Source organism: Stutzerimonas sp. R40042 (assembly GCF_026642215.1).
GTDB classification, from domain to species: Bacteria; Pseudomonadota; Gammaproteobacteria; order Pseudomonadales; family Pseudomonadaceae; genus Stutzerimonas; species Stutzerimonas frequens.
In genome coordinates, this window is the sequence record NZ_CP113258.1 from 1496440 (window position 1) to 1510849 (window position 14410).

Consider the following 14410-nt stretch of genomic DNA (forward strand, 5'->3'; position numbering starts at 1 on the left):
AGTTGCATGGATAAGTTGCTCAAGCTGTGGCAGGGAACCGGTCTTTATCACCTGGAGCCCGGGCAGGCATTGATGATTCTCGTCTGTCTGGGGCTGATCTACCTGGCCATCCGCAAAGGCTTCGAACCGCTGCTGCTGATTCCGATCGGTTTCGGCGGCATCCTGGCGAACATTCCGGTGGCCAACATGGGGGAGGGTGCCGGCATCCTCCACCTGTTCTATGAAGTCGGCCTGCCGACCAGCGTGTTCCCATTGCTGATCTTCATGGGTGTCGGAGCGATGACCGATTTCGGTCCGATGCTCGCCAACCCGAAGACGCTGTTGCTTGGGGCTGCGGCGCAGTTCGGCATCTTCGCTACGCTGCTCGGTGCGTTGGCACTTACCGCCGCCGGTATTCCGGGTATGGAGTTCACGTTGCGTGAGGCCGCCTCGATCGCGATCATCGGTGGCGCAGACGGCCCCACCTCGATTTTCGTGACGTCCAAATTAGCGCCTGAGTTACTCGGCCCTATTGCCGTCGCGGCTTACTCCTACATGGCGCTGGTACCGCTGATACAGCCGCCGATCATGCGCGCCATGACGACGAAGGAAGAGCGCGCCATTGTCATGACGCAGCTGCGACATGTGAGTCAGGTCGAGAAGATCGTCTTTCCGCTGGTCCTGTGTTTGCTGGTGGGCCTCTTGCTGCCTGATGCGGCGCCGTTGGTCGGCATGTTTGCATTCGGCAATCTGCTGCGTGAGTGCGGTGTCGTTGACCGTCTGGCTGACACTTCGCGCAATGCTCTGATCAACATCGTCACCATCGCGCTGGGTCTGACCGTGGGTTCCAAACTGTCCTCGGAGGCGTTCTTGCAGCTGAAAACGCTCGGCATATTGGTGCTGGGGATGGTGGCCTTCTGCGGCGGCACTGCCGCAGGGATCTTCATGGCAAAAGTGATGAACCGTTTCAGTCAGAACAAGATCAATCCCCTGATTGGTTCGGCAGGCGTATCCGCGGTTCCGATGGCTGCGCGTGTATCCAACAAGGTGGGGCTGGAGGCTAATCCACAGAACTTCCTGCTGATGCACGCCATGGGGCCGAACGTGGCTGGGGTTATCGGCTCAGCCGTGGCTGCCGGCGTTTTGCTCAACTTTGTTGGCTAGCTGACCTCTAGGTAGGTTGTTCATCCGCGGTGGCTGTGGAGGCTTGGTAGCGCGGCCTCCATAAGCCTTCTAGGTGGCGGATGAACAACCGTAAATCCGACCGCCGCTCCTTGAGTCGATTCTTTGCGGTGCCTAGGGGATCGAACAAGTCGCGGGGGCAAAGACCGACAGTCAGCAGAGCTCTGCCGGGTGACCTTTCGCTGACTTCTTCGCCGCTTGGGTTTTCCGTCTCCGGGCGGGCCCTTTCTCTCGCGCACCAATGACTTGGCCGAACACTTCATCCTGGCGCTGCCTGCGCAGAAGGGCTTGCCTAGCTGCGCTCGGTAGTTCGGATCATCATGCTATTACCAGCCTGGCTGTGTCCCACGATTGCCGTCGGCCATAAGTCAGCCTCGGGCGCAGTGATCTTTTACCGAGGATCAAGCTTGAAAAATGGTGGTGCGGGGCTGGCTGCTTCATGCATCAGTAGGGGCGCGATGCATCGCAGTTGCTGGAGTAGGGATGAGTTCAGGGAGTGGGAGGCGTGGAAGTGTGCGTCGTGCCTGTCGACGTCATGGTGCGTCAGTTAATACCTAGCATCAGGCAGGGCCTGAAGGCCCTGCCTGATGCCCGTCAGGCTTCTTCCTTGGCCAGCTCGGTGTCCTGAGCGATCAACGCGATAAGGGCGTTTTGCTGGCGGTGAGCAAGCTGCCTGAATCGCTGTAGGAGTTCCCGTTCATGCAACGATAGCTCTGGACTGTCCAGGCGCATGCTGAGGTCTTCATCGAGCGCACCTTCCTGTAGCAGGCTTTGCTCTAGCCTAGCGATTATCTCGGAATTCATGCTGCGATGATGATTGCGCGCCACTTCAGCGATGCGTTCGCGCATACCGTCGGGAAGTCGTACGACGAATTTGTCAGCCGTGCGGCTGGAATAAACTGCCTGTTTCATAGGGCGCATAATTAACCGGTTAGTCAGGTGGGCGTGCTGGCGTATTGCCGGGGTAGTCACCGGTCTGACAACCACCAGTACCTTGCTGTTCCGTCTGCCGGTAAAAATTATGGAGACGGCTTCATGGCGCCAATTGTACGACGAACGGGGGATTAGTAAAGACCTTGTGCTGTCAAAGTGCCTTTACTGTGATGCAGTGCCTCATCGGTGCTGCGGTTAGCGTAATACCGGGTCGAACTTGACCCTGCGGCCGATGATCGCGGTGATGAGAAAGAGCAAACCGAAGACGCCTAGGCCGGCTTTCAGCGTCGTGCTCGAGATAGCCGTGCTTTCTGGAAACAGGTATGCGCCGCAGGCACAGGCGATCGTTAGCACCAGGCAAGTCAGTGCGGATTTAGACATGAAAGACCCCTCTCTTTTTTTGCGGAACCTAGCTGGCGTTTACCAATCACTAGAAGACCCAGCGTTGCGGTTGCGCAGGGATGGCTGTTTCCGTGGCGCTGAGCGTCGTCGCCTGTGCGCTGGGGACGGTGCCTGAGTACTGCAGAGATAGCCGAGATGTCGGCTCGTAGGTCACCTGTGAAAGCTCGGCTGGTGGGAGTTGCAAGGCGGTCAGAGCTGCGAATGCGAATCCTGCACCAAGAAGAAAGGCCGGCTTGATCATGAGCGTTATCCTTCGCGTCACGTTGAGTGTGCCTTACTCTTTGCAGCTGTCATGCCAAAGTTTAACGATAAAAAAGTATTTAAAAATCAATAACTTAAGTGTTTTGTTATGCTGGTCTGGATTGCGCTTTGCACGGGGCGCAGTTGAGGTCCATGCAAAATGCAATGCACGGTTCTCTGGAGCTGGTGCCGATGGTTTGTCGAGTATGGGCACGCACTGCGTGGGGCATGACAAAAGGCCCTGGTGTCGATAAGATGCCGCCCGCGTGATCCGGTCCCAGTAGCTCAATTGGATAGAGCATCCCCCTCCTAAGGGGAAGGTTGTGAGTTCGAACCTCGCCTGGGACGCCATAGCGCCCTGTTCGCCGGCAGGGTGTGAGGGCAGCGAGCTCCTGCCATATGAAGGGCGGCGTTAGCCGAATGGCGTAGCGTTATCGCGGCGAGCGTCGCGCTGCAGTTGGTAGACGAGACGTTCTATCTGGCGCTGTGTCTGCCCGCTGAGGCGATGGAAGCGAAAGCCGCACAACGATATGTCCCGCTTCTCATCGATTACGAGATGGCGAAGCTCGACATCGCTCTGGATCTGTCCGATCGGCAGCTTGGCTACCAGTTCGTATACCTGGCCAGTCTGTAGGTTGCCCTGGTGGTTGCCCTTGATGCTGAGCTTGCACCCTGTGGCCGAAATATCGAGTAGTCGCCCTTCCAGCGCCGTGCGCACCGAAGCGCCGCCAAGCTGCGCGGCCACCGCGGTTTCGTTGAGCTGTGCGCGATATGCATTGCGCCGCTGGTGGTAGGTCAGTTCTGCCGGGGTTGGGATCCAGTAGCAGCGAGCACCGTCAATTTCGCCTAGATGAACCTCTCGGTCGCTCGTCCAAGAGATTTTGGCGCCTTCGTAGAAGCCTTCGATGTTGATTGGCTCGCCCTGAAGCAGTAGGCGCTCGCCGTCATTGGGGATCAGCTCATCCAGTGCGATCCATCCGGTTTCCCGGTTCATCTGCACCAGAAAGCTCTGATAGCGCTGATTGCGCTCATGGAACCGAAGGGTCAGCGCGATGTTGTTATCGAGAAGCGGACGCAGGTTGGCATAAATCTCCAGTGGTGCGGTCAGCAGCTTGGGAGGTTGTGGGCCGTCTTCGTCCAGAAATAGGCTAGACACGGTCCTGTGCTCTCCGGTGCGTTGTGCTCACCATCGTGTTGCGTCCTTACTTGTTGCTCTTGTTCGTTCAGGCCTGGCTCAGTGGCCGCTGCTGCTTGTTTTTCGCTGCGCTTCCGCGATTGTCATAGAGGCTGGGAGTGTCGTCCTTGCCTTGCAGGATCTTCAGTATTTCACCCAGCGTGCTCTGATTGGCTCGTATCAGGCGGCCGTTACGCTCGTTCGCAGAGCGACAGCGTTCGAGTTCAGTTTCGAGAAGCTTGGCCTTTTCGATCAGGGCTTCGCCTTGCTCGATCCGACTCGCCGCGATTTCCAGGCCTGCTCTGTCGGGGCTCAGTCGCTGGTCGACAAGCCATTGGCTGCGTTGAGCACTGTGCTGGCCAAGCAAGGCGAGCAGGGGCTGCTTCTTGCTCAGTGTGGCTTCCAGTTCGACCAGATTGCGATCACCCAGCGCTGCAAACTCCTGATCAATAAGCTCAAGGAGTTGGCGGGCTATGCCGATATCGTCGGTCAGTTGCTCAAGTACTGCAGCGTCATGCATGTCGGAACTCGGGGCGGATTCGTATGAAAAATGGGCCCGGGCTTAGCGTTGCGTTTCGAACGCCAGGAGCTTGGCTGCCACGCGTGCACTGTCGACCTGGTAGGAGCCATCGGCAATCGCTTGCCTGAGTTTGGCCACACGCTCCTGATCGACCGCAGGCTGATCGTTCAATTTGTCGGCCGCTTGCTGCAGGCGCTGAGCTTCGGGGCTCAGTTGCACGGTATCACCGGCAGTGTTGGTGCCAGCGGTTTTGCTTGCCTCGCCGGTCGTCTCCTGTTGCGGAGCGGCCGCGCGCTCGTTGCTTTGCACACTGTTACGCCCGGTAGGGGCATTCAGTGGGCTGTTGGGTCGATTGAAGTCGATGACCATGATGCAAACCTCGAAGGAATCAGGACGCTTGCCATGTGTTCGGCAACAATGGACAGAACTTTAGCGTTTTTTTCTCTGGGGCACACGGAAAAGCTACCTGCCGCGGCCTCATCTACATCGCAACTTCGACCTGACCGGGTGCGACTACCCGAGCCTTTACCGTGCGGCCGGAACGGCGGTTCTTTACCGGAATCTGTTTGCCCGGAACACCGTCAGCCATGGCTTCACCGGGCATGCGCACGCTGATCGTGCCGGATCTCGCCGTGATGACGACATGGTCGCCCTTGCGCACGGCCTTCGCCAGCTCAATCTGGTTGGGTGCGATCACCTGGTCGGGCTGCACCGGCCGAGTTAGCTTGGTGCCCAGCACTTCATCGAGCCGGGTCAGATAGCCCTGGCTAAGGTTCGAGACGTCTCGCTCCGCGATGCTGACGTCGCTTTCGCTCAGTACCGTATCCCGCAGCAGTGATTTGCTGGCCACGATGACATGCCGATACAGTCTTACCTGTGCCGGGACGAAAACCGACCACGGACTGCTGCCCTGGCAGCTTACCCGCACGGTGACGCGGCCGATGGGGGCGCTCGTACTGGTCAGGCTTGCTGTCAGTGGCTGATCGCACTGGTTTAGTCGCAGGCGCGGGTCGAGTCGGCTCACCTCGACTTCATGGCGCGCCTGGATGTCAGTGCGGCTTAAATAGTCGACCACTGAACCCTCAAGAAACTGTTCAGTCACGTCGATAAGCTGTTTGGAATGTGACATGGTTGACGCATGGGCAAGCTGCCCTATCGCGCACAGCGCAACGAGCACCGCTGCGCTTTTTCGCAGTATCTGGCTATCGCGCCGGAAAATGGTCATATGGACGTTCATATCCCAAACAAAGCAAGGGGCGTGCCGTCACTTTAAGGTCGCCAGCCCCGATAATCTGCACGCAGAGAGGAAGACTGGCATGGCCGGTGTATTGGATTCGGTTAACCAGCGTACCCAGTTGGTGGGTCAGAATCGCCTTGAGTTGCTGCTGTTTCGCCTGGAGGGCGAGCAGTTGTATGGGATCAACGTGTTCAAGGTCCGAGAGGTGCTGCAGTGTCCTCGGTTGACCGTCATGCCCAAGTGTGGACGGGTGGTGCGCGGCGTGGCGAGCATTCGCGGTAGTACCTTGCCGATACTCGATCTGTCTCTCGCTACCGGCAAATCCGCGCTGATGGACGTGCAAAATTCCTTTGCGGTGATTACCGAGTACAACAACCGCACGCTCGGGTTTCTGGTGCGTTCGGTCGAGCGAATCGTCAACCTGAACTGGGAGGCCATCTTGCCTCCACCCAAGGGCGCGGGGCGAAATCACTACCTGACTGCCGTTACGCACATCGACAACAAACTGGTCGAAATCATCGACGTGGAAAAGGTACTGGCCGAGGTGGCGCCGACCTCTGAGGAGATTTCGCCTAATGTCGTGGATGAGGATACCCGGAATAAGGCGCTCTCCTGCCGCGTTCTGATCGTCGATGACTCGTCGGTGGCGCGTAAGCAGATCACGCGATGCCTGGAGAACCTTGGGGTCGAAGTCATCAAGTTGAACGACGGGCGCGAGGCCCTCAATTATCTGAAGCGGATGGCGGATGAGGGCAAGAACCCAGCTGAAGAATTCCTAATGATGATTTCCGATATTGAAATGCCGGAAATGGATGGCTATACCCTGACTACCGAGGTGCGGCACGATCCGCGCATGCACGGTATGCATATACTGCTGCATACTTCGCTTTCCGGTGTGTTCAACCAGAACATGGTGAAGCGGGCGGGCGCGGATGACTTTCTCGCCAAGTTCCAGCCTGACGATCTTGCAGCCCGGGTGGCTGATCGGATCAGGCAGGCGGATGCAAACTGAGGCTGGGTCCTCTACATGATGGTGAGGCTTTATTGGTGTCAGTCGATCTGGATTTCGAGCAGTTCCGGGTATTCCTTGAAAAGACGTGCGGCATCCTGCTGGGCAGCAACAAGCAGTATTTGGTGTCCAGTCGCCTGAACAAGCTGATGGAGCAGCAGGGCATCAAGACGCTTGGTGACCTGGTCAGGAAGATTCAGGCGCAGCCGCGCAGCGGGCTGCGCGAGTTGGTGGTCGATGCGATGACGACCAACGAAACGCTATGGTTCCGCGATACCTATCCGTTCGAAGTGCTCAAGTCACGGGTTTTGCCCGAAATGTTGAAAGGCGCGTCCGGCCAGCGGCTGCGAATCTGGTCCGCCGCATGCTCCTCGGGGCAGGAGCCGTATTCGCTGTCCATGGCCATCGACGAGTATGAGCGCGGCAATCCGAGCCAGCCAAAAACTGGGGTGCAGATCGTTGCGACCGAACTGTCCGGTGCCATGCTTGCTGCCTGTAAGGCTGCCGAATATGACAGCCTTGCAATTGCCCGGGGCCTATCGAGCGAGCGTCTGCAGCGATATTTCGATGTCAAGGCGCCGGGCCGTTGGGCGGTGAAGCCTGCGATCCGCTCGCGCGTCGAGTTTCGCGTCCAGAACCTGCTCGACAGCTACGCGGCTCTAGGTAAGTTCGACATCGTTTTTTGCCGTAACGTCTTGATCTACTTCTCCGCGGATGTGAAGAAAGACATCCTCAAGCGTATTCATGCCACGTTACGCCCTGGAGGCTATCTCTTCCTCGGTGCATCCGAGGCCCTTAATGGTCTTCCGGAGCTGTACCAGATGGTGCAGTGCAGTCCGGGCATCATCTACAAGGCCAAGTGATCGTTCCAGAGAGCGGCAGAAAACTGTCGCGTCTGTGCTCCAAACGCGGCAAAAAGGCGGTAAGCCCTTGCCGCTTTTGACGCCGAAGGCTCGGCTTTCTTCCTTTATATCCTTGTAAATCAAGCTCTTGATGCGTCTGGCACGACACTTGCTGCTGTGTGCGCAAGCAGACTGTACCCGACAGAGGGCAGATCAATGAGCATCAGTTTCGACAAGGCATTGGGCATTCACGAGAAGGCGTTGGGCTTTCGCTCGCAGCGTGCCGAGGTGCTGGCCAACAATATCGCTAACGCCGATACCCCCAATTACAAAGCCCGTGATCTCGACTTCGGTAGCGTGCTTGCCGAACAGGCGGCGCGTAGCCAGGGCAGCTTCGGCGTTACCCGAACCAGCGAAAAGCACATCGCCGCCGAAGGTGTGGAGATCGCCGATGCCTCGTTGCGCTTTCGTACGCCGGCACATCCCTCGCTCGACCAGAACACCGTCGATCTGCAGATCGAGCAATCCAACTATGCGAAGAATGCCGTGGATTTCCAGGCGAGCTTCACCCTGCTCAATAGCAAGTTCAAAGGGCTGATGAATGCCCTGCGCGGCGAATAAAGGAGTACCTCATGTCTCTTAGCAGCGTTTTCAATATTGCCGGTAGCGGCATGAGTGCACAGAGCACTCGCCTGAACACCATTTCCAGCAACATCGCCAACGCCGAGACCGTTTCGTCAAGCGTCGATCAGACTTACCGGGCACGCCATCCGGTATTCGCCACTGTCTTGCAGCAGGCCAACGGCCAGCCCGACCAGTCGCTGTTCGCCGGCCAGGACCAGGCCGGGGTTGGCGTTCAAGTGCTGGGCGTGGTCGAGGACCAGAGCGAGTTGCAGGCCCGTTACGAGCCCAATCATCCAGCCGCCGACGAAAGCGGGTATGTCTATTACCCGAACGTCAATGTGGTGGAAGAGATGGCTGACATGATTTCGGCCAGTCGCGCTTTCCAGACCAACGCCGAACTTATGAACACAGCCAAGACCATGTTGCAGAAAGTGCTGACGCTGGGTCAGTGATAGTTACGAGAGCGCACTATGAGCACTACGAACGGCGTCGGTGGTACCGGCTCGATACTGGATCAGTACCAATTTGGTGAAAACCGCGAAGCCAAAGGCAACGAGCTTGGCAAGAACGAGTTCCTTGAGTTGTTGGTCGCCCAGATGAACAACCAGAACCCGTTGGAGCCTCAGGAAAACGGCGAATTCATTGGTCAGCTAGCGCAGTTCAGCACCGTGGAAGGCGTCGAGAAGCTCAACTCGAGCATGCAGACAATCCTGTCTGGCTACCAGTCGTCTCAGGCGCTGCAGGCCTCGTCGCTGGTAGGCCGAAAAGTCATCGTGCCGAGTGACAAGGCTGTGGTCGATACCAGCGAGACCTTCAAGGCCAGCCTGGTGTTGCCGACCTCCAGTAGCAACGTTTTCGTCAATATCTATGACAGCACCGGTGCTTCGGTCGGGCGCGTGAACATGGGGCAGCAGGAAGCCGGCAACGTGTCCTTCATGTGGGACGGCAAGGACTCCAGCGGCAATGTCTTGCCGCCCGGTACCTATCGCTTCGAGGCGCAGGCTACCTATCAAGGCGAAACCAAAGGGCTTTACACCTTGCTGCCGGCGAACGTCGACAGCGTGACGCTTGGGCAGAACGGCGGGGAGCTGATGCTCAACCTTGCCGGTATCGGCAGCATCGGCCTCTCCCAGGTCCAGATCATCGGACAATAACCGCCGGCACCTCGGCAAAGGAGCGATTCCATGTCCTTCAATATCGGTCTTAGCGGTCTTCGTGCTGCGAGCAAGGATCTCAACGTCACCGGTAACAACATCGCCAACGCCGGTACCGTGGGCTTCAAGCAGTCGCGCGCGGAGTTCTCCGACGTCTACGCGGCTTCAGTGTTGGGCACCGGCAAGAACCCGCAGGGCAGCGGTGTGCTGATGTCCAACATCTCGCAGCAGTTCAATCAGGGCAACATCAACTACACCCAGAATGCACTCGACCTGGCAATCAATGGCAACGGCTTTTTCCAGGTCAGCAACAACGGTGCGGTGAGCTACACCCGCGCCGGTTACTTCGGTACCGACCGCGAGGGTTTTCTGGTCGACAATTTTGGCTACAAGCTGCAGGGCTTCCCGGTCGACGGTAACGGCAATCTGCAGAATGGCGTTGTGGGTAATCTGCAGGTGCAGACGACCAATCAGGCGCCGAAGGCCACCAGTCAGATCGATACGGCGTTCAACCTGAATTCGACGCAGAAATCGCCGGCGACCTGGCAGGCTACCTACGATGCCGAGCTGGCGAACACCGGCGACGCGAATCTGGCGCTGGCCGCCGCCGGCGCGACGTTCAATCCCACCGACCCAACCACCTATAACAGCTCCACCTCGCTGAATATCTACGACTCCCAAGGCAATGCGCACGTCATGACACAGTACTTCGTCAAGACGAGTGCGAATACCTGGGACATGAAGGTCCTCATCGATGGGCGTAATCCGGCCGACCCTGCCCAAGAGCCGCCGCAGCCCTACGTCATGGGTCTTGCCTTCGACTCGTCCGGTGCGTTGACGTCGGTCGACAACGGTGGCTCCACGCTCTTCAGCGTATCGCCGGACCTGAAGGTGACGCTGAACTCGGCCACAGGCAATCCGCCATCCGGAGGCTGGATACCGGCCATATCGAACGGTGCGACGCCTGCTACCTGGGCGGCCAACGGCGCGCTCGCCAACCCAGATGGAATCGTCCTCGACTTTTCCAAGTCGTCGCAGTACGCCAGTGCTTTTGCCGTCAACAATGTCGCGCAGGATGGCTATACCACCGGTGAGCTGGCCGGCCTGGAAATCGACGATACCGGTGTGATCTTTGCTCGTTACACCAATGGTCAGTCCAAGGTGCAAGGGCAGATCATTCTGGCCAACTTCGCCAACGTCCAAGGCTTGACTCCGGTCGGCAAGACGCAGTGGGTGCAGTCGTTCGAATCCGGCGAGCCGGTGGTCGGCACGCCTGGCTCGGGTACGCTGGGTGCGCTACAGGCCGGTGCGCTGGAAGACTCGAACGTCGAGTTGTCTGATCAGCTGGTCAACCTGATCGTGGCTCAGCGCAACTATCAGGCCAACGCCAAGACTATCGAAACCGAAAGCGCGGTGACGCAAACCATCATCAATCTGCGCTGATGACAGCGGCAACGAATAATTGCCGCTGACGGCAGTATTCCGCCGCTAATAACGAAAAAGGCCCGTGAGGGCCTTTTTCGTTTGTAAAACTTTCTTTGTGATCAGCAGGTTATGGTCAGTTTGTGGGGGTGGCATGCGCCTTGCATTTTCGTTCACAACAGAATCGCTAGTGTCAAACTCGCGTCTCGGAGAAGCCGATGGACAAGATGCTCTACGTGGCCATGACCGGTGCCAGCCAGAATGCGCGGGCCCAGCAGGCTCATGCCAACAATCTGGCGAATATTTCCACAACCGGGTTTCGCCGGGATTTTGAGCAGGCGCGCTCGATGCAGGTTTTTGGTGACAGCCATCCAGCGCGGGTTTATGCAATGTCGGAGCGCCCAGGCACCGATTTCACGTCGGGGACGCTCCAAGAGACCGGGCGCGATCTGGATCTCGCTGTCGAAGGCGAGGGCTGGATTGCCGTCCAGGCTCCGGATGGCAGCGAAGCATATGTCAGGACCGGTAGCCTGAATATTGACGTACTGGGCATGCTGCGTACGGCCGATGGTTTGCCTGTACTTGGCAATGGCGGGCCGATCGCAATTCCTCCAGAGGAAAAGGTCGACGTCGGCCAGGACGGCACCATCAGCATCCGCGCTCTGGGGGAGAACCCGAACATCGTGGTCACGGTGGACCGGATAAAGCTGGTCAATCCCGATCCGCAGCAGCTGGAGAAGGGCACCGATGGCCTGATTCGGCTGAAGGACGGTCAGCCCGTCGAGGCCGATGCCAACGTTCGGGTGGTATCTGGATTCCTGGAAACCAGCAACGTCAACGCGGTAGCCGAGATGACGTCCATCCTGGCCTTGTCTCGCCAGTTCGAACTGCACGTAAAGATGATGCGCACCGCCGAAGATGATGCGGCTGCCATGGCGCGCGTACTGCAACTCAGCTAATAGCGTGGCGCCAGCGGCGCACGAGGAGAAAGCTCATGCTTCCAGCACTTTGGGTCAGCAAGACCGGTCTGTCCGCTCAGGACATGAACCTGACGACCATTTCCAACAACCTGGCCAACGTGTCCACCACCGGCTTCAAGAAGGACCGTGCCGAGTTTCAGGACCTGCTCTATCAGATTCGCCGCCAGCCCGGTGGTCAGTCCAGTCAGGACAGCGAGTTGCCGTCCGGCCTGCAGCTGGGTACCGGTGTGCGAGTGACCGGCACGCAGAAAATTTTTACCACCGGCAGCCTGCAGACCACCGAGCAACCGCTGGACATGGCCATCAATGGACGTGGTTTCTTTCAGGTATTGCTACCCGATGGCACTGTTTCCTACACCCGCGACGGTAGCTTCCATCTGAGTTCGGACGGCCAGTTGGTGACCTCCAATGGCTATGCGCTGGAGCCCGCCATCGTTGTTCCGCCGGAAACCCAGACTTTCACCGTCGGTGAAGACGGTACCGTGTCGGTGACCACCGTGGGTAATCCGCAGCCGCAGATCATCGGCAACATCCAGACCGCCGATTTCATCAACCCGGCGGGTCTGCAGGCCATGGGCAGCAACCTGTTCCTGGAGACTGCTGCGAGCGGCGCACCGCAGGTCAGCACGCCGGGGCTCAACGGCCTGGGCACCGTGCTGCAGAACACTTTGGAAAATTCCAACGTCAGCGTAGTCGAGGAGCTGGTGAACATGATCACCACGCAACGTGCCTACGAGATGAATTCCAAGGTCATTTCCACCGCTGACCAGATGCTGTCGTTCGTCACGCAGCAGCTCTGATCGCGGGTTTGCCGTTGTTTGCGGGTAGGCACCAGCGCTGCCCGTTGTAGTTTCGATGGCCTGTCATGGCTTGAGGTGTTTATGAGCCGTTTGCTGATTGTTGTCTCGCTATCCTCCGCCCTGGCGCTGGCCGGATGTGTCGCTCCTGCGCCTAAACCGAACGATCCGTACTACGCGCCGGTGTTGCCGCGTACGCCGCTGCCGGCAGCACAGAACAATGGTGCGATCTACCAGGCGGGCTTCGAGACCAATCTCTACGACGACCGCAAGGCATTTCGCGTAGGGGACATCATCACGATCACCCTCAATGAGCGTACCCAGGCGAGCAAAAATGCCAGCTCGAAGATTTCCAAAGACAGTAATGTGGAAATGGGCCTTACATCGCTCCTGGGCAATGCGGTGAGCGTGAATAACCCTGCTGCGGGGCTCCTCCGTGACGGCGGTCCGCTTTCGTTGGATACGCAGTTTGGCGGTTCCAGCTCGACCAATGGCGCCGGCCAGGCTGGGCAGAGCAACAGCCTGTCCGGTTCGATCACTGTGACCGTTTCCGAAGTGCTGCCCAATGGCATTCTGGCCGTACGCGGCGAGAAGTGGCTGACCCTCAATACCGGCGACGAGCTGGTACGTATCGCCGGCCTTGTGCGTTCGGATGATATCTCTACCGATAACACTGTTTCCTCGACGCGCGTGGCTGATGCACGCATCACTTACTCGGGCACCGGTGCTTTTGCTGATGCGAGCCAGCCGGGATGGCTGAGCCGTTTCTTCGTTAGCCCGCTTTGGCCGTTCTGAAGGGCATGAAGATGATTAGAAAAGCCATCGTCTTTCTCGGATTGCTCGCCATCGGTGCGTCAGCTCATGCCGAACGGCTGAAGGATGTCGCGACCATTCACGGCGTGCGCAGCAACCAGCTGATCGGCTACGGCCTGGTCGTCGGCCTGAACGGCAGCGGTGACCAGACCACCCAGACGCCATTCACGGTGCAGACCTTCAACAACATGCTGGCGCAGTTCGGCATCAAGGTGCCGGCTGGTGGCAATATCCAGCTGAAGAACGTCGCCGCGGTGTCGATTCATGCCGAGCTGCCGCCGTTCGCCAAGCCGGGCCAGACCATCGACATCACCGTCTCGTCGATCGGCAACGCCAAGAGCCTGCGCGGCGGCAGCCTGCTGATGGCGCCACTCAAGGGGATCGATGGCAACGTCTATGCCATCGCCCAGGGCAACCTGGTGGTGGGCGGCTTCGATGCCGGTGGTGCCGACGGCTCGCGGATCACCGTCAACTCGCCGTCAGCGGGCCGTATCCCGGGGGGCGCGACGGTCGAGCGACCCGTGCCGAGCGGCTTCAATCAGGGCAACACGCTGACGCTGAACCTCAACCGTCCGGATTTCACCACGGCCAAGAACATTGTCGACCAGATCAATGACCTGCTCGGCCCGGGCGTGGCTCAGGCCCTGGATGGCGGCTCGATCAGCGTGACTGCGCCGCTGGATCCGAGTCAGCGGGTAGATTACCTGTCGATTCTGGAGAATCTTGAGGTCGAGGTCGGCCAGGCGGTGGCCAAGGTCATCATCAACTCGCGTACAGGTACCATCGTTATCGGCCAGAACGTGCGGGTCCAGCCGGCCGCGGTTACCCACGGCAGCCTGACGGTCACCATTACCGAAGACCCGCAGGTAAGCCAGCCCGAGCCGTTCTCCGATGGGCAGACCGTGGTGGTACCCAACTCGAAGGTGAAAGCCGAAGAAGAAGCCAAACCGATGTTCAAGTTCGGCCCGGGCACCACGCTGGATGAGATCGTCCGGGCGGTGAATCAGGTGGGTGCTGCGCCCAGCGACCTGATGGCCATTCTGGAAGCCCTGAAGCAGGCTGGCGCGCTGCAAGCCGATCTGATCGTGATCTAAGGAAAGCG

18 protein-coding genes and 1 tRNA gene are annotated in these 14410 nt (G+C 58.7%); 12 read left to right on the forward strand and 7 right to left on the reverse strand.

Going from position 1 to position 14410, the window contains the following annotated elements; all coding sequences use genetic code 11:
- The first annotated feature begins 6 nt into the window (after positions 1 to 6).
- Complete coding sequence (locus OUY36_RS07140) at positions 7 to 1143, forward strand: sodium ion-translocating decarboxylase subunit beta (RefSeq protein WP_156244628.1); 1137 nt, start codon at positions 7 to 9, stop codon at positions 1141 to 1143.
- 612 nt (positions 1144 to 1755) lie between these two features.
- Here the strand turns inward: OUY36_RS07140 and OUY36_RS07145 are convergent.
- The 3 genes from OUY36_RS07145 to OUY36_RS07155 form a co-directional block, all read right to left on the reverse strand.
- On the reverse strand, positions 1756 to 2082 hold the full coding sequence (locus tag OUY36_RS07145; protein WP_063541485.1) for an Arc family DNA-binding protein: 327 nt from the start codon (positions 2080 to 2082) through the stop codon (positions 1756 to 1758).
- A 207-nt stretch (positions 2083 to 2289) separates the two neighbouring features.
- Positions 2290 to 2475, reverse strand: a complete 186-nt coding sequence (locus OUY36_RS07150) for a PA3371 family protein (protein ID WP_267937353.1) — start codon at positions 2473 to 2475, stop codon at positions 2290 to 2292.
- Positions 2476 to 2524: 49 nt separating this feature from the next.
- Complete coding sequence (locus OUY36_RS07155; protein WP_063541355.1) at positions 2525 to 2737, reverse strand: hypothetical protein; 213 nt, start codon at positions 2735 to 2737, stop codon at positions 2525 to 2527.
- A gap of 273 nt (positions 2738 to 3010) precedes the next feature.
- Between OUY36_RS07155 and OUY36_RS07160 the strand changes: the two genes are divergently transcribed.
- Positions 3011 to 3087: transfer RNA gene (locus OUY36_RS07160), tRNA-Arg, on the forward strand.
- 61 nt (positions 3088 to 3148) lie between these two features.
- Here the strand turns inward: OUY36_RS07160 and OUY36_RS07165 are convergent.
- The 4 genes from OUY36_RS07165 to flgA form a co-directional block, all read right to left on the reverse strand.
- Positions 3149 to 3892 (reverse strand): flagellar brake protein, encoded by a 744-nt coding sequence (locus OUY36_RS07165; RefSeq protein ID WP_267937354.1) that lies wholly within the window; start codon positions 3890 to 3892, stop codon positions 3149 to 3151.
- Between the two features lie 67 nt (positions 3893 to 3959).
- Entirely contained in the window at positions 3960 to 4430 is a 471-nt protein-coding gene (locus OUY36_RS07170) for a flagella synthesis protein FlgN (protein WP_267937355.1), read from the reverse strand.
- A gap of 42 nt (positions 4431 to 4472) precedes the next feature.
- Positions 4473 to 4799, reverse strand: a complete 327-nt coding sequence (gene flgM / locus OUY36_RS07175; protein WP_102840769.1) for a flagellar biosynthesis anti-sigma factor FlgM — start codon at positions 4797 to 4799, stop codon at positions 4473 to 4475.
- A 112-nt stretch (positions 4800 to 4911) separates the two neighbouring features.
- A complete protein-coding gene (flgA, locus tag OUY36_RS07180; protein ID WP_267937357.1) occupies positions 4912 to 5655 on the reverse strand; it encodes a flagellar basal body P-ring formation chaperone FlgA in 744 nt (247 codons plus the stop codon).
- Positions 5656 to 5746: 91 nt separating this feature from the next.
- Here flgA and OUY36_RS07185 point away from each other — a divergent pair, with 91 nt between their 5' ends.
- The 10 genes from OUY36_RS07185 (at position 5747) to OUY36_RS07230 (ending at position 14402) form a co-directional block, all read left to right on the forward strand.
- Positions 5747 to 6679 carry a chemotaxis protein CheV gene (locus tag OUY36_RS07185; protein ID WP_200594902.1) on the forward strand — a complete coding sequence of 311 codons (933 nt, stop codon included), beginning with the start codon at positions 5747 to 5749 and terminating at the stop codon, positions 6677 to 6679.
- A gap of 32 nt (positions 6680 to 6711) precedes the next feature.
- The gene (gene cheR / locus OUY36_RS07190; protein ID WP_156244626.1) at positions 6712 to 7539 is read left to right on the forward strand and encodes a protein-glutamate O-methyltransferase CheR; all 828 of its coding nucleotides are present in this window, start codon (positions 6712 to 6714) and stop codon (positions 7537 to 7539) included.
- Between the two features lie 195 nt (positions 7540 to 7734).
- Positions 7735 to 8139: a flagellar basal body rod protein FlgB gene (flgB, locus tag OUY36_RS07195; protein WP_102840772.1), complete on the forward strand. Its 405-nt coding sequence runs from the start codon at positions 7735 to 7737 to the stop codon at positions 8137 to 8139.
- 11 nt (positions 8140 to 8150) lie between these two features.
- A complete protein-coding gene (gene flgC, locus OUY36_RS07200) occupies positions 8151 to 8594 on the forward strand; it encodes a flagellar basal body rod protein FlgC (RefSeq protein WP_063541363.1) in 444 nt (147 codons plus the stop codon).
- A gap of 18 nt (positions 8595 to 8612) precedes the next feature.
- The gene (gene flgD / locus OUY36_RS07205) at positions 8613 to 9296 is read left to right on the forward strand and encodes a flagellar hook assembly protein FlgD (RefSeq protein ID WP_063541364.1); all 684 of its coding nucleotides are present in this window, start codon (positions 8613 to 8615) and stop codon (positions 9294 to 9296) included.
- 30 nt (positions 9297 to 9326) lie between these two features.
- Complete coding sequence (gene flgE, locus OUY36_RS07210; RefSeq protein ID WP_110777730.1) at positions 9327 to 10739, forward strand: flagellar hook protein FlgE; 1413 nt, start codon at positions 9327 to 9329, stop codon at positions 10737 to 10739.
- Between the two features lie 197 nt (positions 10740 to 10936).
- Positions 10937 to 11677 carry a flagellar basal-body rod protein FlgF gene (flgF, locus tag OUY36_RS07215; protein ID WP_102840774.1) on the forward strand — a complete coding sequence of 247 codons (741 nt, stop codon included), beginning with the start codon at positions 10937 to 10939 and terminating at the stop codon, positions 11675 to 11677.
- Positions 11678 to 11712: 35 nt separating this feature from the next.
- Positions 11713 to 12498 (forward strand): flagellar basal-body rod protein FlgG, encoded by a 786-nt coding sequence (gene flgG / locus OUY36_RS07220; protein WP_013982233.1) that lies wholly within the window; start codon positions 11713 to 11715, stop codon positions 12496 to 12498.
- Positions 12499 to 12579: 81 nt separating this feature from the next.
- On the forward strand, positions 12580 to 13290 hold the full coding sequence (gene flgH, locus OUY36_RS07225) for a flagellar basal body L-ring protein FlgH (protein ID WP_102840775.1): 711 nt from the start codon (positions 12580 to 12582) through the stop codon (positions 13288 to 13290).
- Positions 13291 to 13301: 11 nt separating this feature from the next.
- Positions 13302 to 14402, forward strand: a complete 1101-nt coding sequence (locus OUY36_RS07230) for a flagellar basal body P-ring protein FlgI (RefSeq protein ID WP_156244624.1) — start codon at positions 13302 to 13304, stop codon at positions 14400 to 14402.
- Positions 14403 to 14410 lie beyond the last annotated feature (8 nt).